This window comes from Oceanobacillus rekensis (genome assembly GCF_002153375.1).
Taxonomy (GTDB): domain Bacteria; phylum Bacillota; class Bacilli; order Bacillales; family Amphibacillaceae; genus Oceanobacillus; species Oceanobacillus rekensis.
This window is the reverse complement of record NZ_MTBQ01000001.1, coordinates 515,267-537,579: the sequence shown is the minus strand read 5'-3', so window position 1 is coordinate 537,579 and position 22,313 is coordinate 515,267. Positions and strand designations below refer to the sequence as shown.

At 37.0% G+C, this 22,313-nt stretch carries 21 protein-coding genes and 1 other annotated feature; of the genes, 12 read left to right on the top strand and 9 right to left on the bottom strand.

Translation table 11 applies throughout. The features are described from left to right. Positions 1-74: 74 nt before the first annotated feature. From BV906_RS02780 to BV906_RS02765, 4 genes are all read right to left on the bottom strand, one after another. A complete protein-coding gene (locus BV906_RS02780; RefSeq protein ID WP_087971939.1) occupies positions 75-1,232 on the bottom strand; it encodes an acetoin utilization protein AcuC in 1,158 nt (385 codons plus the stop codon). Beyond that, the gene (locus tag BV906_RS02775; RefSeq protein WP_087971938.1) at positions 1,229-1,879 is read right to left on the bottom strand and encodes an acetoin utilization AcuB family protein; all 651 of its coding nucleotides are present in this window, start codon (positions 1,877-1,879) and stop codon (positions 1,229-1,231) included. Before BV906_RS02775 ends, BV906_RS02780 begins: the two co-directional genes overlap by 4 nt. Before the next feature lies 1 nt (position 1,880). After that, entirely contained in the window at positions 1,881-2,534 is a 654-nt protein-coding gene (locus BV906_RS02770; protein ID WP_087971937.1) for a GNAT family N-acetyltransferase, read from the bottom strand. A 201-nt stretch (positions 2,535-2,735) separates the two neighbouring features. Continuing rightward, entirely contained in the window at positions 2,736-5,282 is a 2,547-nt protein-coding gene (locus tag BV906_RS02765) for a transglycosylase domain-containing protein (RefSeq protein WP_087971936.1), read from the bottom strand. 116 nt (positions 5,283-5,398) lie between these two features. After that, positions 5,399-5,613 (top strand) — a binding site (T-box leader). A 56-nt stretch (positions 5,614-5,669) separates the two neighbouring features. Between BV906_RS02765 and tyrS the strand changes: the two genes are divergently transcribed. Continuing rightward, positions 5,670-6,941 carry a tyrosine--tRNA ligase gene (gene tyrS / locus BV906_RS02755; RefSeq protein WP_087971934.1) on the top strand — a complete coding sequence of 424 codons (1,272 nt, stop codon included), beginning with the start codon at positions 5,670-5,672 and terminating at the stop codon, positions 6,939-6,941. 509 nt (positions 6,942-7,450) lie between these two features. Here the strand turns inward: tyrS and BV906_RS02750 are convergent. The 3 genes from BV906_RS02750 to BV906_RS02740 form a co-directional block, all read right to left on the bottom strand. Next, entirely contained in the window at positions 7,451-8,290 is an 840-nt protein-coding gene (locus BV906_RS02750) for a malate synthase (RefSeq protein ID WP_087971933.1), read from the bottom strand. A 701-nt stretch (positions 8,291-8,991) separates the two neighbouring features. Beyond that, positions 8,992-9,594 (bottom strand): 30S ribosomal protein S4, encoded by a 603-nt coding sequence (gene rpsD / locus BV906_RS02745; RefSeq protein WP_087971932.1) that lies wholly within the window; start codon positions 9,592-9,594, stop codon positions 8,992-8,994. A gap of 312 nt (positions 9,595-9,906) precedes the next feature. Then, positions 9,907-10,389, bottom strand: coding sequence for a GAF domain-containing protein (locus tag BV906_RS02740; protein WP_087971931.1), 483 nt, complete (start codon positions 10,387-10,389; stop codon positions 9,907-9,909). A gap of 128 nt (positions 10,390-10,517) precedes the next feature. Here BV906_RS02740 and refZ point away from each other — a divergent pair, with 128 nt between their 5' ends. From refZ to BV906_RS02715, 5 genes are all read left to right on the top strand, one after another. Continuing rightward, positions 10,518-11,171 (top strand): forespore capture DNA-binding protein RefZ, encoded by a 654-nt coding sequence (gene refZ / locus BV906_RS02735; RefSeq protein ID WP_087971930.1) that lies wholly within the window; start codon positions 10,518-10,520, stop codon positions 11,169-11,171. A gap of 175 nt (positions 11,172-11,346) precedes the next feature. Further along, positions 11,347-13,044, top strand: coding sequence for a septation ring formation regulator EzrA (ezrA, locus tag BV906_RS02730; RefSeq protein WP_087971929.1), 1,698 nt, complete (start codon positions 11,347-11,349; stop codon positions 13,042-13,044). Positions 13,045-13,354: 310 nt separating this feature from the next. Then, on the top strand, positions 13,355-14,494 hold the full coding sequence (locus BV906_RS02725; protein ID WP_087971928.1) for a cysteine desulfurase family protein: 1,140 nt from the start codon (positions 13,355-13,357) through the stop codon (positions 14,492-14,494). 6 nt (positions 14,495-14,500) lie between these two features. Beyond that, a complete protein-coding gene (gene thiI, locus BV906_RS02720) occupies positions 14,501-15,703 on the top strand; it encodes a tRNA uracil 4-sulfurtransferase ThiI (RefSeq protein ID WP_087971927.1) in 1,203 nt (400 codons plus the stop codon). Between the two features lie 149 nt (positions 15,704-15,852). Continuing rightward, on the top strand, positions 15,853-16,053 hold the full coding sequence (locus tag BV906_RS02715; protein ID WP_087971926.1) for an alpha/beta-type small acid-soluble spore protein: 201 nt from the start codon (positions 15,853-15,855) through the stop codon (positions 16,051-16,053). Between the two features lie 280 nt (positions 16,054-16,333). Here the strand turns inward: BV906_RS02715 and BV906_RS02710 are convergent, their stop codons facing one another. Beyond that, positions 16,334-17,137, bottom strand: coding sequence for an NAD kinase (locus BV906_RS02710; protein WP_087971925.1), 804 nt, complete (start codon positions 17,135-17,137; stop codon positions 16,334-16,336). Between the two features lie 105 nt (positions 17,138-17,242). Between BV906_RS02710 and BV906_RS02705 the strand changes: the two genes are divergently transcribed. The 5 genes from BV906_RS02705 (at position 17,243) to BV906_RS02685 (ending at position 21,450) form a co-directional block, all read left to right on the top strand. Continuing rightward, entirely contained in the window at positions 17,243-17,845 is a 603-nt protein-coding gene (locus tag BV906_RS02705) for a DUF2953 domain-containing protein (protein ID WP_087971924.1), read from the top strand. An 11-nt stretch (positions 17,846-17,856) separates the two neighbouring features. After that, the gene (ytfJ, locus tag BV906_RS02700) at positions 17,857-18,309 is read left to right on the top strand and encodes a GerW family sporulation protein (RefSeq protein WP_087971923.1); all 453 of its coding nucleotides are present in this window, start codon (positions 17,857-17,859) and stop codon (positions 18,307-18,309) included. Between the two features lie 147 nt (positions 18,310-18,456). Then, complete coding sequence (gene tpx, locus BV906_RS02695; protein WP_087971922.1) at positions 18,457-18,957, top strand: thiol peroxidase; 501 nt, start codon at positions 18,457-18,459, stop codon at positions 18,955-18,957. Positions 18,958-19,262: 305 nt separating this feature from the next. Further along, positions 19,263-20,246 (top strand): class I SAM-dependent methyltransferase, encoded by a 984-nt coding sequence (locus BV906_RS02690; RefSeq protein ID WP_087971921.1) that lies wholly within the window; start codon positions 19,263-19,265, stop codon positions 20,244-20,246. 19 nt (positions 20,247-20,265) lie between these two features. Next, on the top strand, positions 20,266-21,450 hold the full coding sequence (locus tag BV906_RS02685) for an acetate kinase (RefSeq protein ID WP_087971920.1): 1,185 nt from the start codon (positions 20,266-20,268) through the stop codon (positions 21,448-21,450). Between the two features lie 42 nt (positions 21,451-21,492). On the opposite strand, the gene BV906_RS02680 is transcribed toward BV906_RS02685, so the two are convergent. After that, positions 21,493-21,921, bottom strand: coding sequence for a universal stress protein (locus BV906_RS02680; RefSeq protein WP_087971919.1), 429 nt, complete (start codon positions 21,919-21,921; stop codon positions 21,493-21,495). Positions 21,922-22,046: 125 nt separating this feature from the next. Here BV906_RS02680 and BV906_RS19320 point away from each other — a divergent pair, with 125 nt between their 5' ends. Continuing rightward, positions 22,047-22,202, top strand: coding sequence for a hypothetical protein (locus BV906_RS19320; protein WP_176330246.1), 156 nt, complete (start codon positions 22,047-22,049; stop codon positions 22,200-22,202). Positions 22,203-22,313 lie beyond the last annotated feature (111 nt).

Below are 22,313 nucleotides of genomic sequence, written 5' to 3'. Positions count from 1 at the left end.
GGCAAAGCAAGCATTCATGCGAAATTCGATATGTCATTTTTACCGGTCTTTTTGAACATCCTCTACCAAATCTTTCACTTTATTATCTTTGTATATTTTAGTAGGTTTTGCAATAATTTAGAGTTTTTCTCTGTTATTTCTGCCTTTCTAGGAATATGTGGTATTGCTTCATCGGTGTCATGCCAAAATAATGGAAGATCAATAGGTGATTCAGTTTGCCACTTTGCAATCCATTCTTTAGGAATAATCCCTTTGGCGGGTTCACCTGTTTTCATTACATTCCAAACCTGCGCCCATGCACGGGGTACAACGCGCCACATGTCATATCCGCCACCACCTGTTGCAATCCATTTCCCATTACAATATTGATGTGCTATTTCATGTGCTATAAGAGGAATCCTATCATAAATATGCATTGTTCCACAAAGATGTGTCAATGGGTCAAAACAATGTGCATCCGCACCGTTCTGTGTAATAATAACGTCTGGCTGGAAAAAGGCAGCTATTTCTCTGAATGCGGTTTCATAAACATCTAAAAAAGATTCATCCTGAGTATATGCATCAATTGGTAGATTAAAAGAATAACCATGTCCACTTTTAATGCCACGTTCATTAACATTACCAGTTCCAGGAAATAGATATCTGCCTGTTTCGTGAATGGAGAATGTGCAGACATTCGGATCATCATAGAATGCCCATTGTACACCATCTCCATGGTGTGCATCTGTATCTACATACAATACTTTAAGGTCGTATTTTTTTCGAATATATTTAATGGCAACAGCACTATCATTGTAAATACAGAATCCAGATGCTTTTTTTTGAAAACCATGGTGAAGCCCACCACCTAGATTTAAGGCATGGTCTCTTTTTCCACCAAGTACTTCATCAACAGCAGTCAATGTTCCTCCAACAAGATAACTGCTGGCTTCATGCATGTTTGGAAAGATTGGAGTATCTTCTGTCCCCAAACCATATTCAGACCCTTCATCGTCGCTTAAATTACCACTGCCTGCACGTTTAACGGTCTGGATATATTCATTATCATGAAAAAGAGAAAGTTCTTCCACTGTGGCCATTCTCGGTGGAATAATATCAATCTCTTTTAATGTATCGTTTGTTTCCAATAATTCCTTCGTAAGTAAGACTCTTTTGTGATTGAATGGATGATCCTCATTAAATCGATAGGTCAGGAAGTCATTAGAAAACACAAAACCTGCATTCGTACTCATCGTTTTGGCTCCGAAATATTATTCGGCCACAATAATGGATACCCAGCTTCACGCAAATCCTGAATAACTGGCATTGGATTGAGTGTCTGGATTCGGAATACAAGAATCTTATAATCTGGGTCATTTTGATAAGGATAAACCAGAACAGAAACAATATTTGTATTTCTTTTGCCGAAAATAGCAGTTACTTTTGGAAGCATTCCAGGACGGTCGGGAACTTTAACCTGTATTAGAGAGCTTTGAACATTTGTGCCAGTTAATTGAATTAACGTATAGAGCATATCTTTTTCCGTAACGATACCAACAAGTATTTGATTACTGACAATGGGAAGACATGCAATTTCTCTATCGTAAAAAATGGCAGCAATTTCCTCAACAAAATCCAACGGGTGAATCGTAATTACGGGATGGCTCATAATTGCTTGAATTTCATTATTTAATTCACTGCTGTCTGCATCTGTAAGGAAAGTAGAAGGACTTGCATCCCTTACATCTCGATCAGATACAATTCCAATGACATGCTTATCATTATCTACAATTGGGATATGTCTAATTTTGTTCTCCTTAAGCAATAGCAATGCTTCTGCAATGGTTGCCGTCGGAGGTAGTGTAATGACATCTGTTCTCATAATATCTTCTACAAGCATCTTATAAACCCTCTCTCATTTTTCGATGATTATGTCTTGTTAAAAAGCGTAGTTTATCAAATTGTTCAACCGATTCTTCCGGTACATTTTTACCAATACGTACCATCAGACAATTAGCAGGATGAGAAATGATTTCTGGATCGTCTGTTGGTGCAGGTAGTAAGCCTCCAGTGGCCATCATTTTTTCCATTACTTTTCGATAATTCCAGATGCTTAGGTTAGTACCATCCAAATCCCAATGCCAATAATATTCAGTGGATATTATGATGTAATTTTCCATAAAATCATCCATCATAGAAAGTTTTAGTAGATTGGATGCAACTCTTGCCCCTCGATATGCTGGTATGATTTCAATGGCACCCAACTCAATTAAATCTTTCATATTGAACTCAGACCATCTTTCCAGTGGATCTGGATGTAAATAGGTGACATAACCAACAATGGTATCCCCTGCTCTTGCGACAAGAATTCGACCTTCGGGGAAATCAGCAATGCCCATTAAAGCAGCGAATTGCTTGTCAGCGGGTCGGAATGCGGTTAGCTGCTCATGGAATTTAAAGTGGCCTAGCTCATTGGAAGATAATGGTCCTTCAATCACAATTGGTCCAAGATCTGTATCATGAGTCATTGAATGATATGTTTTCATGTGTTTCATTTGTACACCACCTAATTTAATACACTTACAATTTCATTATACAGGAATCTTCATATTATTTTTAGTATTTTGTGAAAGTTGTTTAGAATATCATTTATTGAAGGGGATGTTAGGGTCGGGGTAAAAACATAAATGTATAAATAACGTTGGTAAATAAAAAAAGGGAGCAAATTCGCTCCCTTTCTGTACTTAATTAGATGCTTATTCAGCTGTTTCTTCATTCTCATTTTCCGATGTTTCGTTTACTTTATTTTCATTGTTATTGGTTTCAATAGGTTTCTCTGCATCTTCATCTTTAGTTGGTGAAACATCTTCTTCGGTTTTATCACCTGGTAGTCTGATTTTTTTCCAATTTTCATTTGGATAAAGTTGTGTCAGATCACTGAATTTATTATATCCCGTTCGTTCCAGCCATTCGGGGTTAAACATGAGGCCATTTCCACTCTTAATTAAGCTGTCATCAACCTCTGTAGGGACGAATTTTGCATTGAATATATCTGTTTTAACCAGGCCTGCTTGTGAGCATAGCTCGGAAGGAAGCATTCCAGAAATGGCACAATAACTTTTTTCCACGATTCCATCTGGTCGTTCAAAACGTTCGGTTGGTGCGACAAGTTCTGGTCGGATGTCGCTTGCAACATTAATCAGCTGTGCCCAAAGGTTTAGATTCCGTTGGCTGTAACTTAATGGATAGGACCTGTCATTAATAGATGAATTTGTTTTATACCCGATCCTTGTTCCCATAGTTACGTTGGGGTTTGTAGCGATAAACCATGAATCATGGTAGTCACTCGATGTCCCGGTTTTTCCAGCCCAGTCAACAGTCCCATGTTTCAACCTTGAATTAAGATACCTTGCAGTACCATTTGTAACAACATCTCGCATCATATCGACAGTTAAATAGTTTGTTTGTGGTGTGAAAACATCCACTGGATCGGTTTCATGTTCATAGATGATGTCACCATCATTCGTAACAATTTTTTCGATCATATAGGCATCCGCAAACTTTCCGTTGTTTCCAAAAGTTGCAAAAGCATTGGTATTTTGCTCGACGGTTATTCCGTAGTCCATTCCACCAAGTGCAAGTGATGGATAACTTTTTTCACTATCCGTTAATGAAATTCCCATTTTCTCGAGATATTCAGTAGGATTATGATTATAAACTTTTAAATAGGTTGCCACTGCAGGAATATTATAGGAATTGGCAAGTGCAGTTCGAGCTGAGACAATCCCATGAAAGCCACCACCATAGTTTCCGACGTCATTGTATGGAGCATTGCCTGGAAAGTAGAATGTTTGCTTCACATCTGCAATTGCTGTAGCTGGTTGTGTGAGCCCCATTTCCATTGCTGGTGCATAGTCAATAAGTGGCTTGATGGTGCTTCCAGGCTGACGTTCACTAAATGCATAATTAATCTGATTGTCTTCACTGTATCCACGGCCACCGACAAAACTTATAATTCTGCCTGTATTATTCTCAATCAGCATCCCACCAGGTTGAACTTTCTCTGTAACTTCAACCGATTCTCCAGTTTCATTATTAATCTCAGTAAATGTTCTGTCCCGTCCGTAATGTTCATAATTCTGGGCGACCTCTTGGAAAGCATCATAAATTTCCTTGTCGATCGTGGAATGAATTTTATATCCATTCATTCTCATTGCTCGTTCAGCAAGTTGATCATATTCTGTGTTGAGGTCGGAATCAGCTTTTATATCTTCTTTCGTATATCCATCTTCTTTTAATAATATATCTTTAATAATTTTTCTTGCCTCTTTTTCAATTTCGGCCGTCAAGTATGGGTATTTCTCATTTGGAGAGGGAACATCTCCTTTAAAATCTGCAACTATATCATATGCAAGGGCTTCATCCAGTTCTTCCTTTGTAATATATTCCATATCATGCATCCGGTTCAGCACCGTTTGCATACGATTTAATCCGGCTTGGATGCCTGCTTCATCCTTTAACCCTCCGGTATTTACAAAAGGAGTATATGCAGAAGGGCTTTGTGGAAGTCCAGCAAGATATGCAGCCTGTGCAAGATTTACTTCATCCGCATTAATTCCGAAAATCCCCTGTGCAGCTGTTTGGACACCAGCAATATTTCTGCCTGAAGAATTACGACCATATGGAATTATATTTAAATAAGCTTCAAGAATATCATCTTTTTCGAGGAACTGTTCTAGACGCATAGCAAGTAAAATTTCTTTCGCCTTTCTTTCAAAGGAAACTTCATTGGTCAGAATTTGATTTTTAATCAACTGCTGTGTTAGTGTACTCCCACCAGTTTGGGTGGAGGAGTTCGTCACTTCCTGAACAACTGCACGCAATATTGCCTTTGGTACAACTCCATGGTGATCTGAAAAATATTGATCTTCTGTGGCAATTACGGCCTGAAGAAGGGTAGGAGAGATATTATCCAACGATGTCTCTTCTCGGTAAAGATCGGACCTTATATCCCCAAAATAGACATTGTCTGCAAAGTAGAGCTTTGATGTTTCCGAATAATTATAAATATCCTGTGTCATCGTTTCTTTACTGCGGAGTGGCTCATCTTTTACAAGCGATGCAAAATAGCCTGCACCAACACCACCGGCAAATATAAGTAGAACAAAGCCAACTACTAGACCGAATAAGATAATGTTCCAGGCAACATCATAAGTGATTCTTGACGAGCGCTGAACTTTTCCTGTCTTCCATAATGTTTTAGCTTTGTTCCTGTATAATTGAAACTTTTCTTTAAAATTCATTTGTAAACCCCCTAGAATTCTTTTATAATTATAGCATAAGTGCATTTTTTGTTGTATAATTTTAAAAAAGAGATATATTGAACTTTCACTACATTTGTGATATGAATATATTATACTTTATTGCTATGAACGATCGCAGTAGCTTGGCAAATCCCTATACTAGAGAGCTGGCGGCAGGTGCAAGCCAGAATATATTTGCAGGTGAATTACAATCTGGAGCATTTTCTTATGATTTGAAACATCTCATAAGAACGGTGGAGACATCGTTAACAATCCCAAGTGGCTAATTTTAGCAACAAGGGTGGTACCGCGTGTTAAACTCGTCCCTTATCATTAGATAGGGGACGGGTTTTTTTGCTTTTAAAAATAATAATGGAGTGTGAAAAAATGAATATTTTACAGGATTTAGAAAGTCGTGGATTGATCCATCAAACAACCGATCGAGAAGGGTTGGAAAAACATTTAAAGGAAAATCAAATAACATTATACTGTGGATTTGACCCTACAGCAGACAGTTTACATATTGGCCATTTAGTTCCGTTAACCATGCTGATGCGTTTTCAAAAAGCAGGACATAAACCAATTGCTCTTGTCGGTGGAGGCACGGGAATGATTGGTGATCCAAGTGGCAGATCAAGTGAGCGTTCATTGAATACAAGTGAAGTGGTGCAAGGATATGCAGATAAAATTCAAGCGCAAATTGCAAAGCTCGTTGACTTGGATACAGAGCATAATCCGGTCGAATCCCGCAATAATCATGATTGGCTTGGCAGTATGACAATTATCGATTTCCTTCGCGATGCTGGAAAACACTTTGGTATCAACTATATGCTAGCAAAGGAATCTGTCTCAGCCCGGATTGAAAAAGGAATTACATTTACAGAATTCAGCTATATGATTCTACAGTCTCTGGACTTCCTTAAACTATACGAACAGGAAAATTGCACACTTCAAATCGGTGGCAGTGACCAGTGGGGAAATATCACTGCCGGTATGGAACTAATTCGTCGCTCTAGGGAAAATCAAGATGAGGATATAAAAGTATTTGGCCTAACAGTTCCATTAATTACAAAAGCAGATGGTACAAAATTTGGAAAAACTGCAGGTAATGCTGTATGGCTTGATGCAGAGAAGACAACACCATACGAGTTTTACCAATTCTGGATAAATACAGATGACCGTGATGTGATTAAATTTACTCGTTACTTCACATTTCTTTCGGAAGCAGTAATTGCTGAACTTGAAGATGAAGTTCTGAATCGACCTGAAAACCGTGTTGCTCAAAGACGTTTAGCAGAAGAGATGACGAAAACTGTTCATAGTGAAGAAGCGTTGCAACAGGCGGAGAAGATTTCTCAAGCATTGTTCAGTGGAGATTTGAAACAATTATCTGCTAGTGACATTGAACAAGGATTCAAGGATGTTCCTACTTTTGAAGCTAAAAAGGAAGAGATTGGTCTAATTGATCTTTTAGTCAATGCCTCCATATCTTCATCTAAGCGACAAGCAAGGGAAGATATCAAGAGCGGTGCCATCTATATTAATGGGGAAAGACAACAGGAATTGGAGTATGTTGTTAAAGAAGATGACCGGATTGAAGATATCTTTACAATTATTCGTCGTGGGAAGAAGAAATACTCACTAATTACATTTCAATAAAACAAATGGCAAGGTCAGTTAGTCATAAACTGCCTTGCCATTTTTTATCCATTTCTTTTGCTCTTTTTACAATTTTGTTACTTTATAATATTCGTATTCCGAGATACACACGGCGTAACTTCTAGCGCTATTTATCGCCATCCATTTGTAGGCGCTTTAGGGATAAGTCTGATTAAAGCCAATGAAATGTACCATCCTTGACATAGTTTTTACCACCTCATGATAAAAAGTGTACGAATGAATGACAGACTGTTTACCACTTCATACCTTCTGGATGATCAAAGATTATAAAACATAGTTATTGGAATCAAAATGTTATAATTTTTATACGAATTTGATTAATTTTCAATAAAAACGGTCTCCCAAAAACGCACCAGATTGTGAAATAGAGATGCCCAAACACACAAAAGTTTAATCACTTCCTCCTAAGCAGAGGGAAAGCTTAGGGAAGGAAGTTGTTTGACATATTTTTCAGATCATGTGAACCGTTCCTATATCTCATCTGATTATTATTGCTTTAAAGCTCCGTTCGCCTCTGGGATGTTATCCATGTCAAGGGCATTCATTTGACAGAAGTATTTCAGAAAATATTTAGCTTCTTTGATTTGCTCTTCATCCGTTTTTAATGCAATGATATCTTTTAAGATTTGAGCAGTCCAAACATTATCAAAATAACGATATTCACCAGTATTCCATGTAGTTCGATGTGGATAGTTCTTATTGATATAATAATTCCAGAAGAGCATTTTCTCTGCTTCTTGATCGGTGAGCTCGATTCTATATTCTGTATGGGACGGAACCATTCCATCATCGCTCAGATTGCCGGAAAACGTTTCATTTACCATATAGAGGCCGAGAATCCGTCTTTCTGTTTCTGTTTGATCCGACTCTCTTGCAGTCAGAAGACCGGCGCTGTTCGGACGCAAACGAGTTGCTCTGTTTGGCTGACCTTTATTTTTTCCGTTTTGAACCCTGCCAGTAAATACTTGCCAGTCGGTAAATACATTTTGTTGTTCTTCTTCGTCCAGCCAGAAAACAATTTGTGAGCTTTCGTGAATTTTAAAGTTCTTCAGTTTTTCCCTACGCTGTTGTTCAAGCGCCTGTCGATCTTTTTCTTCTTCATGTTTCCTTTCAAGTGCTTCTTCTTCCAATTCCCTTTTCAAAAGGACTTTCTTCAAAGATTTTGCAGTATTCTGGTCATTTAATGTGATAAAATTTCCAAAAGCATCAGGGTAAACGAATTTTTTAGTATCTTCTTTAAAATTAATGGTAATAATAGATTCGTCTTGATCCACGATATTTCCTTCACCAAATACTTTATGAGTTATTTCTTCATTAATTAAATTCACTAACCCACTCTCCTTATATAAAATATTTAGGTATTTATTTTGATACCTATTACTTTCTAATTAGCCTGCTTTCAATAGAGTCATTTGATCGAATGGAATGAAAATAAGTTTTCAAATTAAAAAATCGTACTCAAATTCTATCTGGAAGAGGTTGCGTGCGATTTTCAAATGCTATCTTAAAACTATTCTAATTATATATTATCACATAATCTAAAATATTGCATTTTTATGATTGACAATGGCAGTTTGTTTATCGTATAATCATGGGTTATTTAATGTAAAAGTAATCAGAGGGGACGATAGAAATGGTAGATCCGTTTTTGCATTTCACGTAAAGTGCCTGAGAGGCATACATACACTGATACCTCGAAGTGAGGGGTGCAAAGACCTGGGGAAGAACTTCAAACACTTGGAATAGTAGTCATTTTAGGATATTACACTGTTACTAATGGAATAATAAACGGCATAAAAAAAGCCTCTTGTAAGCTGGGATGGTGCGTATAGAAGATTATGTAAATTTCAACTACTACTGTAAAAATATAATGTGTACTGACCCACGTTTTACTTTTTTAAAAATCTCCCAATTGTTCCCCTAATCAAGTGGGGGATTCGGAAACCTTTATACATAAAAAACCCTAGAACACTTGATATAACACAAGGTTTCTAGGGTTTGAAATACTACTTTTCACAAAGCAGTTCTATTAACGTGAGTAGAACTCAACGATAAGTGCTTCGTTAATTTCTGCTGGAAGTTCAGAACGCTCAGGGTAACGAGTGTAAGTTCCTTCAAATTTCTCAGCATCAAAAGTTGTATATTCAGGTACAAAGCTGTTTGCTTCGATTGATTCTTTAATAATATCAAGCTTTTGAGATTTTTCACGCAAGCCAATTACTTGACCAGGTGCTACTGCGTATGATGGAATATCAACGCGTTTGCCATCAACAAGAATGTGACCGTGGTTTACTAATTGACGTGCTTGTCTGCGAGTACGTGCAAGGCCAAGGCGGTAAACGAGGTTATCAAGGCGGGATTCAAGTAAGATCATGAAGTTCTCACCATGAATACCTTTCATTTTACCAGCTTTAACGAACAAGTTTTTGTATTGACGTTCGTTCAATCCATACATGAAGCGTAGTTTTTGCTTCTCTTGCATTTGCAAGCCGTATTCAGAGATTTTTCTGCGTGAGTTCGGTCCATGTTGACCAGGAGCGTAAGGGCGTTTATCTAATTCCTTACCAGTTCCAGTTAATGAAATTCCAAGACGACGTGATTTCTTCCATATTGATCCAGTATAACGAGACATAATGTCATTCTCCTTTAAGTGTTTTATTTGCATAAAATAAAACGCGTGAGTTCCTGCACCAGTCCATTTTGTTTTCCTGTACCATCGCTCCAGCAGCAGAGAGTTACACGATACACCTTGGTGGCCTTCTAGCCACTCTAAAGGAACAAAATGGGTGCCAGCGTCGGTTCACTTAGGCTACCTAATTATTTTACACAAAGAGTAGTATATAATTTTATTAGACTAATGTCAAGCCCATACGTACGTTCATTATTCCAAAAAAATAAAGACAGCCTGAGAGGCTATACGGCTGCTAGTTTGTTATACTTGCTATTACCCGAGATGTTTCACTAATATAGCTACAAACTTTTCAAGATAGATTTGGTCTGTTTCATCAAATCGATCATTGATTGGGCTGTCAATATCAAGTACACCATATATTTGGTCGTGTATAATAATTGGTACAACGATTTCTGACTTGCTTGCACCATCACAGGCAATATGTCCTGGAAACTGATGAACATCCGCAATACGCTGTGTTTTGCGTTCTTCCACGGCAGTACCACAGACACCTTTTCCTGATGTGATGCGAATGCACGCTGGAAGGCCTTGGAAGGGTCCGAGAACCAGTTCGTTCGCTTTCCATAAATAAAAACCGACCCAGTTTACCTCTGCAAGGAACTGATTTAATAATGCTGAGGCATTAGAAAGAATAGCAATTTCATCTTTCTCTCCATCTGTTAATGCGTCCAATTGGTTAATTAATAGCTCATAATCTTTTTCTTTAACACCGGAATATAATGTTGATTGAAACAAGAAAATCCCTCCCTAAGTAACGATATGTATCTAGCAAAATTCAACATTATCCATGCATTTTGTCGAGAAGAAATTGCAGGATTTTATGGGTTCATTGTCGTAATTGTGTTATAAGGAGATGAATAATAGTGAAAAAGAACCCAACTAGACAAAAAGTGATTGATGCTGCTTCTTCATTGTTTTTCCAGAAAGGTTTTCACGGGACATCCGTTAGAGATATTGCTGAAAAAGCCTCTGTCAATGTGTCATTGATCAGCTATTACTTTAAAGGCAAGCAAGGTCTTTTGGAGTATGCTGTAACCAACTACTACGAGGATTACTTAAAAACACTGGAAGAAGCAATGACAAAAACAGATTCCTTTACTCCTTTGGAAAAACTACATGATTTGATTTTTACTATTATACATTATAAACAAAGCAATCATCAATTAACATGTTTTATTCAACGGGAGCTTTCACTCGACTCTGTATTTGTTCGAGAAATGGCTGTCACATACTTAGCAAAGGAAAATTACTATATAAAACAGACTTTCTTCGATGCGATTGATGGGCGGGTAAAGGGGGAGACGCGACAGTATTTATTGCTGCAGCTAAAAGGAATGTTTATTACACCATATATTCTACATAGTGAATGGAAAGAACAGGTCATTGGTGATTATTCGCATCAGGTTTTTGTCAGGAAATATGTAACTACGATTCAACAATGGGTTCACTTTATAATAGAAAAAGGAATTTATTCGGAGAAATATATGTCGAATTTACAAATGAATGAAGAAACGTGACAAAATGGTAATTTTTTTGTATTTTTTTAGCCAAAAATGCATGTTACGTGGTATCATAAGTATTGTGTTTATAAGATTAATGTTTATTTAAATGTAAAATACATTCAATTACTTAACTAATTAATTAAATATAGAAGGAAACCTCTTTTTGGGAAAACTGGTTGGGAGGCATTTTATGGGTTTCGTCATCGGAATAATTTTAATAATAATCGTACTAATTATCATTGGTTTAATTTTAAGGAAAAGAATCTATGACGGGGTTGATCGTCTGGAGAACTGGAAAATGGATATTATGGGGCGTGATGTTGCTAAACAGCTCAGCAAGATTAAGGCGTTAAATCTATCTGGAGAAACACAGGTGAAGTTTGAAGCCTGGAAAGAACATTGGGAAAATATACTCACTAGCGAACTCCCGAATATTGAAGAGCATCTATTTGATGCAGAAGAAGCTGCTGATCGTTTTCGTATTAATAAAGCTAAGTTAATCCTGAGCGAAGGCGAAGAAACACTAAAAGGTATTGAAAAAAGCATTGAAACGATACTAAACGAGCTTGATGAACTTCTGGAATCTGAAAAGACAAGCAGAAAAGAAGCAGGCGAACTTGCACCAACAATTAAAGCATTACGCAAAATGATTTCACAAAGTCGTTACCAATACGGTAAGGCGGAGAAGTTCTTTGACAGTAGCCTGGATGAAATGGACACAAGACTAGCGTCCTATTACGACTTAGTGGATGCAGGCGACTATATGGAAGCAAACGACTTGATTACGGAGCTTAAATCAGACATCCAACTATTGGAAGAGGAGATAACTGAGTTTCCGACTGTTTACAAAAAATGCAAACATGATTTACCTTCACAATTTGATAATCTGCTTTCTGGTCTGAAAGAAATGGATGAAGAAGGTTATCGTGTAGAACACCTTGGATTGGAAAAAGAAATACATACATATCAGGAAAAGCTTTCAGAATTACTTCATCAATTGGAAGAAGCTGACATGACAAATGCAGAAGAAATGATAATTGAAGCCGAAGAAAGAATGAAGGAAATGTATGACTTGCTCGAAACAGAAGCACATGCAAGAAACTATTTAGAAACACATATACCTGAATATGAACATTCCTTGGGTGAACTCACCGGTACGTTTGATGCGACAAAACACGAAGTAGAAGAAATAAAAAAAGCATATTATGTAGAGAATAACGAATTAGATGGATTTCTATCTGTTGGTACAACCATTTCCAAGTTAGTTGAACAACTTAATAAGCTTTCTGAGGAAATGGAAAAGGACGGTAAATCTCATACAGAATTACGTATACAGGTTGAAGAGGGCTTCCAAAAAATAGAAGAACTGAAATCAAAACACGAAGAGTTTAAAAAAAGCATTCAAAATCTGCGTAAAGATGAATTGGAAGCCAGAGAAAAGCTTGCAGAAATGCGTAACCAACTTTCCTATTTAAATAGGAAAATGAAGAAAAGTAATATTCCGGGTGTCCCGAACTATATTTGGTCGAGTTTTGAGACTGCTTTATCCAAAAACGATCGAGTTATCCAAGCCCTGGAGAAGTATCCCCTCGATATGAAAAATGTGCAAAAAGCATTATCAGAGGCCAAGATTTCGCTTGACCAAACAGCAGAACAAGTGGAAGTGATGTTGGAACAAGCTTATTTAACAGAGCAGGTTATTCAATATGCAAACCGATACCGCCGCCAAAATGCGATTCTTGCAGCAAAACTACAAGAAGCAGAGCGTTTATTTCGGGCATATGAATATGAACTGTCACTCGAAAATGCTGCAAAAGCTATAGAAGAGGTAGAGCCTGGTTCCTTAAAACGGATTGAAGAGAACCAAACCGTCATGATGAATAAGTAATAAACGAAGGGGCTGGCACTAAGAAATTGGATTATCCGATTTCTTAGGTCAGCCTCACATTTTTGTTTAGAAGATAGCAAAGATATAAACTTACCATAAAAATTGATTGCAATTATTTTACGGACATAAACTGCCACGGCCAGCTCAAGTGCTTAAGCGTATTGGACTTCCTTCACCTCTGTGCGATAAGTCAACATCGATTCACTATCGTTCATCGTGTTTCCTTTATCTACGACGCTCAGGGATATGTTCATACGTAGCTAACCGGGCACTTGCGCTTTTGTTCGTATCAAGTGAGGAGATTTTCAGGATGATTTATTTAGATAACAGTGCAACAACTAAACCAGATACTGCTGTCCTTGAAAGCTTTCAGCAAGTATCCAGTAATTTTTTTGCCAATCCTTCATCTATCCATCAACTGGGTGGAACGGCAGAGAAACTTCTGTTAACAGCTAAAAGACAGGCGGCTGGAATCCTTGGAATTGAACCAGAGGAAATTGTTTTTACATCAGGTGGAACGGAAGGGAATAATACGGCTATTAAAGGAATTGCGTTTGAACATCAGGGCCGGGGGAAACATATTATTACGTCTGACATTGAGCATGCTTCGATAGATGAAACATGCAAAAGTCTCGAAACACTTGGATTTGACGTAACCTATTTACCAGTAGACAAAAATGGTGTAGTATCAGTAGATGATTTAGAAAAAGCGATTCGACATGATACAATCTTAATCAGCATTATGCATGTAAATAATGAAACAGGTTCCGTACAGCCTGTCCAAGAGATCGGGAAAATAGCAAAAAATAATCCCAAATTATTCTTTCATGTGGATGCTGTACAAAGTCTTGGTAAGATTCCACTGAAATTAAAGGATAGTGGGATCGATTTATGTACCTTTTCCGGACATAAAATTCATGGGTTAAAAGGAACGGGTATGTTATACGTAAACAGGCGTATTAAGTTATTCCCGCTATTTCATGGCGGGAATCAGGAGCAGACACGAAGATCCGGGACGGAGAATCTTGCTGGTTCGGTAGCATTTGTGAAGGCGTTACGCATGATAAAAGAAAATGAAAAAAATGATGTCCAGCATTTATATGACATGCAAAGCTATTTGTTGGGTGAACTAAAGAAGATGGATGGGGTAGAGGTTAATACACCAGAACATGCTGCACCCCATATCATTAATATGTCTGTACCGGGAATAAAACCAGAAGTAATTATTCATATGCTCGGCGAACAGGATATTTTTATCTCAACAAAATCTGCTTGTTCATCAAAATTAAAGGATGAAAGCAAAGTACTTTCTGCCTGTGGTTTTACTCGTGATAGATCAACATCTGCACTGCGCGTCAGCCTTTCTTATCAAAATACAATGCAAGAAATGGAAATTTTTACGAAAGCATTGGCAAAAGCAATGAAACAATTTAAAGAAGCACTGGAGTAGATAACTATGCAATATGATCATATATTAATCCGTTATGGAGAAATGGCTTTAAAGGGTAAAAATATTAAGCAGTTTATTATCCGATTACAGGAGAATATCCAGCAAAAAGTGAAAGAATTTCCAAATGTTAAGGTGAAACGTACACAGGGCAGAATGTTTGTTTTATTAAACGGACATGATCCCGAACCAATTATGGATAAACTACAAAAAGTTTTTGGTATCCATAGTCTGAGCCTGGCAATCAAAGTAGAAAATGATTTGGAGAAAATTAAAGAAGCAGCATTATATGCATTAAATAATACTGAAGATGTCCACAAATTTAAAGTAACTGTAAAGCGAATTAATAAAGATTTTCCTGTCCGCGCGATGGAAATGAATCAAATTCTTGGTGGCCATTTGCTTAAAAACACGAAAGATATTCTTGTTGATGTCCATCATCCGGATTTAGCAATTAAAGTGGAAATCAGATTGGAAGCAACCTATATTACTTCAAATGTCGTTCCAGGACTTGGTGGTTTACCTGTTGGTACATCTGGTAAATCCTTATTGCTTTTATCAGGTGGAATTGACAGTCCAGTTGCAGGCTACCTTTCAATGAAGCGGGGAGTACAGCTGGAAGCTATTCATTTCCATTCTCCACCATTCACAAGCGAACGCGCTAAACAAAAAGTACTTGATCTGACAAAACAACTGACAAAATATGGTAAGTCAATTAAAGTTCATATTGTACCGTTTACAAAGTTGCAACAGGAAATTTTCCGAGAAATGCCTGACGATTATGCGATGACGATTATGCGCCGGATGATGTTCCGGATTAGTGAACGTGTATGTGAGAATGAATCGATTCTTTCATTGGCAACTGGTGAAAATCTTGGCCAGGTGGCAAGTCAAACAATGGACAGTATGCATACAATCAATGAAGTTACCAATTATCCGATTATTCGTCCGTTAGTTACGATGGATAAACAGGAAGTGATTCATATTTCACAGGAAATTGGAACGTACGAAACATCGATACTCCCTTATGAAGACTGTTGTACGATTTTCGTTCCAAAATCACCGAAAACAAAGCCGAAGCGTGGTAAAGTGAATTACTATGAATCCACCTATGATTTCAGTGCTTCGATTGAAGAAGCAATTAAAGGAATCGAAACAATTAAAGTGAATGACCAGAAAGAAGTTGAAGATTCTTTTACAGACTTATTTTAATGACGTGGTTTTTAAACCTATGATGTCATTATGAAGCTGAACAATCACTTTAGAAAAATATAGTCAAACTAACAGCAAATACCAATTAAAATTTTGCATGGTTTACTTACCCTTGTGACATTCTATAAGTACCAAGGAGGTGAACTAACATGGCAAATAACAATAATTCAAATCAATTGCTAGTTCCAGGTGTACAACAAGCTTTAGATCAAATGAAGGTTGAAATTGCTCAAGAATTTGGTGTTCAACTTGGTGCAGATACAACTTCTCGTGCTAACGGTTCTGTTGGTGGAGAAATTACAAAACGTTTAGTTTCAATGGCTGAACAACAGTTTGGCGGTTCCCAGTAAATAATTAAATAAAATATGGCTAGAGCTACTCCTTGAGAATAGGAGTAGCTCTTTTACATTTATGTATTATAGCTGTTTGATTAAGTTTTATTTTGGACACGTGCTTTTCCCGCAGGAGTCACCGCCCTCCGCTCACCCGGACTGGTGAAGTTGTAGGACGCTTTTTTAACTATTATCACCTTGGGAAGAGAAATCTCATTCCAAAACTTTAAAAAACAGCCATTACAAAAACCTTCTTATAGAAGGTTTTTATAAAAATTATAGACTACCGAATAGCCGGTTATAAAAATGTCCGTTTTATACGGTCCCAATACGTATTGTTTTTTAATTTGACTGTTTTAATTACTTTGTCGTCCATCAGAACCTCAATGGATTGCGTTTTTCGTATCGGTAGTGCTTCATTATCAAGACTAATTATTGGATGGTCATTCCCATCTTGAATAATATCGAGTTGTAGCTTTCTATTATTGTTTAATATAAAAGAAGAACCAAGTGTACGATATTGATTGTTATTCAAAGAGGCAATTTCTGAAACTTGGTAACAGGCAGTTAGTGGGTCGATAACTGCACCATTGGTAGATTTCGTATAGCCTGTACTCCCTGTTGGTGTAGCCACAATTAATCCATCTCCACGAAACGTTTCGAAATGTTGCCCATCAATCGATACATCAATAACAATTGTTTTTACAATAGTTGAACGAATCGTGACTTCATTCAAACAGTAAAATTCTATACCGTCATTTACCTGCGTTTTGATAATGGGAAAGCGTCTGACTTCCAACTCATCGTGTTGGAGTGAGTGTAACATATCATCAAAGTTATCGATATTGAAGTCACAATACAACCCAGACTGACCTTCACGAGTAATTCCAGTATAAATACAGTCCTGGCGAAATCCAGTTTTTCTTACTGCCTGCAGGAATGCACCATCTCCCCCAATACTAACAATAATACTAGCATCTTCATGACGTTCAACAATTTGAAAGCCATTTTCTTCTGCAAGGCGATGTAATGTCTCTACCTTTGAATCAGTTTCACCATCTTTATGATAATAAAAGAATATATTTTTCTTACTATTAGCCATGATTACCCCTCCATTGTCAACTTACCTATATTCTACCATTTCTGTTCTATTCAACCAAATATGACAAAGAAAACGTTTAAATATAAGTTAATTGTTACAGAATAGATGGAAAAGAACTGTATTGGAAAGTTGGTACAATATATGTTACTGGTTATTATTTGTTTGATCGCTGTATTACTATTACTCGTGTTTTTTTCGAAAATCGTCATTTCCATTCAGTATACATATGAACTTAATAAACAGTTTGTCACGTTTTCTATTATTGTGTTGCGAATCAGAATTTTTAAAAAGAAATATGATCTCACGGATGTCAAAGAACATAAAAACATAGAGGATCATTTAAATTTTGAATCTTTCCCAGAGAAAATAAAAACCATTCATCAAACATGGAAGAATCTAAATCGGGTCATCAATAAAATATTACAAAAAGTTCGTGTCCATCATTTCAGTTGGGTAACAACTGGAGGTACTGGTGATGCTTTTACTACTGGTATGGCGAGTGGGGGGATATGGTCAGTAAAGGGGATTCTGACTGGATTCCTATTTGAGAAGATTCAATTGAAATGTAGGCCATATATACATGTAGAACCCAACTTCCAGCAACGTTTTCTACAATCTGACCTAGAGTGCATGATATCTATCCGTTTTGGGCAAGCTATACATGGCCTTATAAAGATAATTAAAACCCCAATTAAATTACAAAACTAGGAGGCAAAATCATGACGGACGAACATCCGATTGAAGGACTAATGACTACAGCAATGGAAAATTTGCAAAAAATGGTGGAAGTAAATACGATTATTGGTGATCCAGTTAAATCACCGGATGGAAGTCTTATTATACCGGTATCTAAATTAGGATTCGGTTTTGCAGCAGGGGGAAGTGAATTTAATTCCAATCAGTCACAAGGAGATTCAAATGCTACATTGCCATTTGGTGGAGGTAGTGGTGGCGGTGTTTCAATTACTCCCGTAGCCTTTCTAATTGTTAGTGAACAGGGGATAAAAATGGTTCATCTCGACCAAAACACTCATTTATATGAAAAGATGATTGATTTTGCCCCCCAAGTAATTGAAAAAGTGCAACAAATTATTAAAGAATCTGGTGGCTCCAGAAAAGAAGAAAAAAAAGAGAAATCTGAAAAAAGCAACCCATCCCAATATGATATATAGATGTTTTGAAATGGCAAAGTAATGGTAAATTGAAATAAATTATTGACTTCACATAAATTTAACATTTCCTCGTCTGCTATTATTGGACAGATGGCGTGATCATCCGCCATAATAATAGGAGAGTTTAAAAGGGAGGAATATATTTTTATGTTAAATGTTACTTTCAAACAAGAACCTGTTACATTAGTTGGCTCCGAAATAAAAGTAGGGGACAAAGCACCAGATTTCACCGTCTTATCCAATGGACTGGAAGAAGTTAGTCTTGGTAATTATGATGGCAAGGTTAAATTAATTAGTGTTGTACCTTCTATTGATACAGGCGTTTGTTCCGATCAAACTAGAAGATTCAATGAAGAAGCAGATAAATTGGAGAATGTTCATGTGTTAACAATTAGCATGGATTTACCTTTTGCTCAGCAACGCTGGTGTGCTGCTAATGGTATCGAAAAGGTTGATACACTGTCAGATCATCGCGATGCTGACTTTGGTCAAAAGTATGGCGTTTTAATGAAGGAATTGCGTTTACTTTCAAGATCTGTTTTTGTTGTCAATTCAAAAAATGAAGTAACATATGTGGAATACCTTTCAGAGGTGACAAACCACCCGAATTACGAAGCAGCATTAAAAGCAGCTAAAGAAGCAGAATAATGGTACAGAAAATCTCTCCACGTAAAAATGGGGAGATTTTCCAGGTTATAGACTCTATTTGCTAGGTATATTCTGAAAAGTGATTGAATCTCTTTTTTTACATATAGCAATTCAATTGGTACAATAGGAAAGTTGTTTAAAGAGGTTGTTCAAAAAGTCCGGTAAAAATGACGCATCAATGTTTCTAGTTGGCGATAGCGGATCTTCTACTAAGATCGCCCACGTCCTGGGACTGCGAACTTAGCCGACCTCGGTCCTTTTTATCCTCCTTTTTGAACACTAAAAGAACGAATGGAGGGTTGTTCATGGAGAAAACAAATGTGGAAACATTATTCAGCTGGATGGATGAAACGACAGAGTTAATCAGGCAGCATAAAAATGAAACCTATTTGGAAAGTTTAATAACTACAATGGAAATTCTCTTTAATGAGAATACTCCGGTGGACATGGACGATATTTTATCGCATAAAATAAAAAATACTTTAACAGCCATAGATTTTGAAGCCTATCAAAGGGATGTAATACGTAAATCCGTTCAGCTTGCAATCCTCAAAGGAATGAAGGGGTCCACCCAACAGCAACATTTGATGACACCTGAGACGGTAGGACTTATTGTCGGATATCTTTCTGATAAACTGACAAAGGATAAAGAAACCTTAAGGGTATTTGATCCTGTTAGTGGGACTGGAAACTTACTTACAACCGTTCTTGGTCAGCTTAAACAGGAAGTTACGGCATTTGCCAGTGAAGTTGATCAAACCTTAATTCAGTTATCTGTCTTAAGTGCAAACTTGCAGAAGCAACAGATTGAGTTTTTTCATCAGGACAGCTTAAGTCCCTTTTTAATGGATCCGGTCGATTTAATTGTAGCGGATCTTCCTGTCGGCTATTATCCAGATGATATTCGTGCAAATGATTTTGAATTAAAAGCTGATTCAGGACATTCCTATTCCCATCATCTATTAATCGAGCAAAGCATGAAATATACGAAAGAGGCAGGGTATTTAATTTTAGTCATACCTGAATTCCTTTTTGACAGTGACCAATCAGAAAAGCTGTATTCATATTTGCAAAAGTATGCACATATCGTTGGAATCATTCGTTTACCCGAGACTGCTTTTCGATCAGAGAAGAATGCAAAAAGTGTTTTAGTATTGCAGAAAAAAGGGAAAAATACGAGTACACCGAATCAGCCATTGCTTGCCCAAATGCCTTCTTTTAAGAACCCCAATGCAATGGCTGATATACTAGGGAAAATGAACTCGTGGTTTGATACGTATCGCAAATAAGTTTTAGGAGTTGACATCAATGAGTAACGTATTAGCAATAAATGCAGGTAGTTCATCTTTGAAATTTCAGTTTATTAAAATGCCGGAGGAAATCGTTGCGGCCAAAGGATTAGTAGAAAGAATCGGGATGGATAATTCTATATTCGCGGTTGAAGTAGATGGAAAAAAGGATAAAAAAGTTGAAGATATCCCTGAACATGGTGTTGCCGTTAAAATGCTATTGGAATCTCTAACATCGACAGGTGTTATCAAATCCTTTGATGAAATCGATGCAGTTGGACATCGTGTTGTTCACGGTGGTGAGCATTTCAGTGATTCTGTATTGATTTCAGATGATGTGATTACAAAGATTGAAGAGACATCAGAGCTTGCGCCTTTACACAATCCAGCCAATTTAACTGGAATAAATGCATTTATGGAAATCCTGCCAAATGTACCAATGGTTGCTGTGTTTGATACTGCATTCCATCAAACAATGCCGAAATCATCCTACTTATACAGCTTGCCAAAAGAGTATTATGATGATTACGGAATTCGTAAGTATGGATTCCATGGCACTTCACATAAATATGTTTCAGAACGTGCATCAGAATTGATGGGTGTACCATTAAATAATTTGCGATTGATTTCCTGTCATATTGGTAATGGCGCAAGTATTACAGCAATTAAAGATGGAGAATCTATTGATACTTCCATGGGCTTTACACCACTAGCAGGTCTGACAATGGGGACTCGTTCCGGTAATATTGATCCTGCTTTAATTCCGTACATTATGGATAAAACAGGTAAAACTGCTGATGAAGTAATTAATGTTTTAAATAAAGAAAGTGGAATGCTCGCTTTATCTGGCTTTTCAAGTGACCTTCGGGATATTCAGGAACAAACAGATACAAATCCGCGTGCAGAACTTGCTTTAGATGTATTTGCTGGGAAAATTCATAAATATGTTGGTTCCTATGCTGCGAAAATGAATGGCGTAGATGCAATTATTTTCACAGCTGGTGTTGGAGAAAACAGTACAATAATCAGAGAAAAAATCTTAAATGGACTTGAATTTATGGGAGTTTATTGGGATCCTAAGTTAAACGAGGTGCATGGTAAAGAGCAATTTATCAATTATCCACATTCACCAGTTAAAGTAATCGTTATTCCGACAAACGAAGAAGTAATGATTGCAAGAGATACGGTACGTTTAAGCAAATAATAAAAAAGGCTTTGTCATGAACCACATGGCAAAGCCTTTTGGTTATCTAACGACGAGCACGTCACATGCTGCATATCTTGTAATGCTTTCGGATACACTACCAATAAGAAAACGTTCAACTGCATTCATTCCGGTAGCACCACATATAATTAAATCTGAGTTAAAGTTTTTAGCTATATCTTTGGCGATTTTTATTTTAGGGGAACCATACTCAACACATCTAACTAAATCATTCACACCTGCAACCTTTGCTGTTTCAACATAAGAATCAAGCAATTCTTTTGCATACTCTTCAGCTCTGTCTGAAAGTGTGCGATCATATGCTTCTGCTGTTGCGAATGTGCGTGAATCAATAACATGAGCAAGAATAAGACGTGCATTATTTCTTTTTGCGATATTCAATGATTTTTGAAAAGCCTTTTCAGCAGCTTCCGAACCATCTACAGCGACAATGATATCTTTATATTCCATGATACTCTCCCCTTTCATTTTCATTATATACCCTTTTTGGAAGCGCTACAATCAAACGTTGGCAATTTTTACTGAAATAGGTTTCCAAAGAAATGGGCAACCTATATATGTGGAGGTGATGAACCTTGTCTAAAAAAGAAGGAAAGAGACGCAATCTTTATGAGGATGATAAAGGTGTTGACGCGGTACGAAACCAATTGATTGAAAGCTATCAAAGTGGCGTGGTTGACCAGCTGGATAATAATAAAAACATCTATACGTTCAATAATCGAAAAAATTAATCAAAAATACTTGTTAAAATAGCGATTAAGCAAAAGAAGAGCATACGATGCTCTTCTTTTGCTATTGCTGTTTTTTATCACCGCACTTGAGATAAAGTGCGACGTAATTCA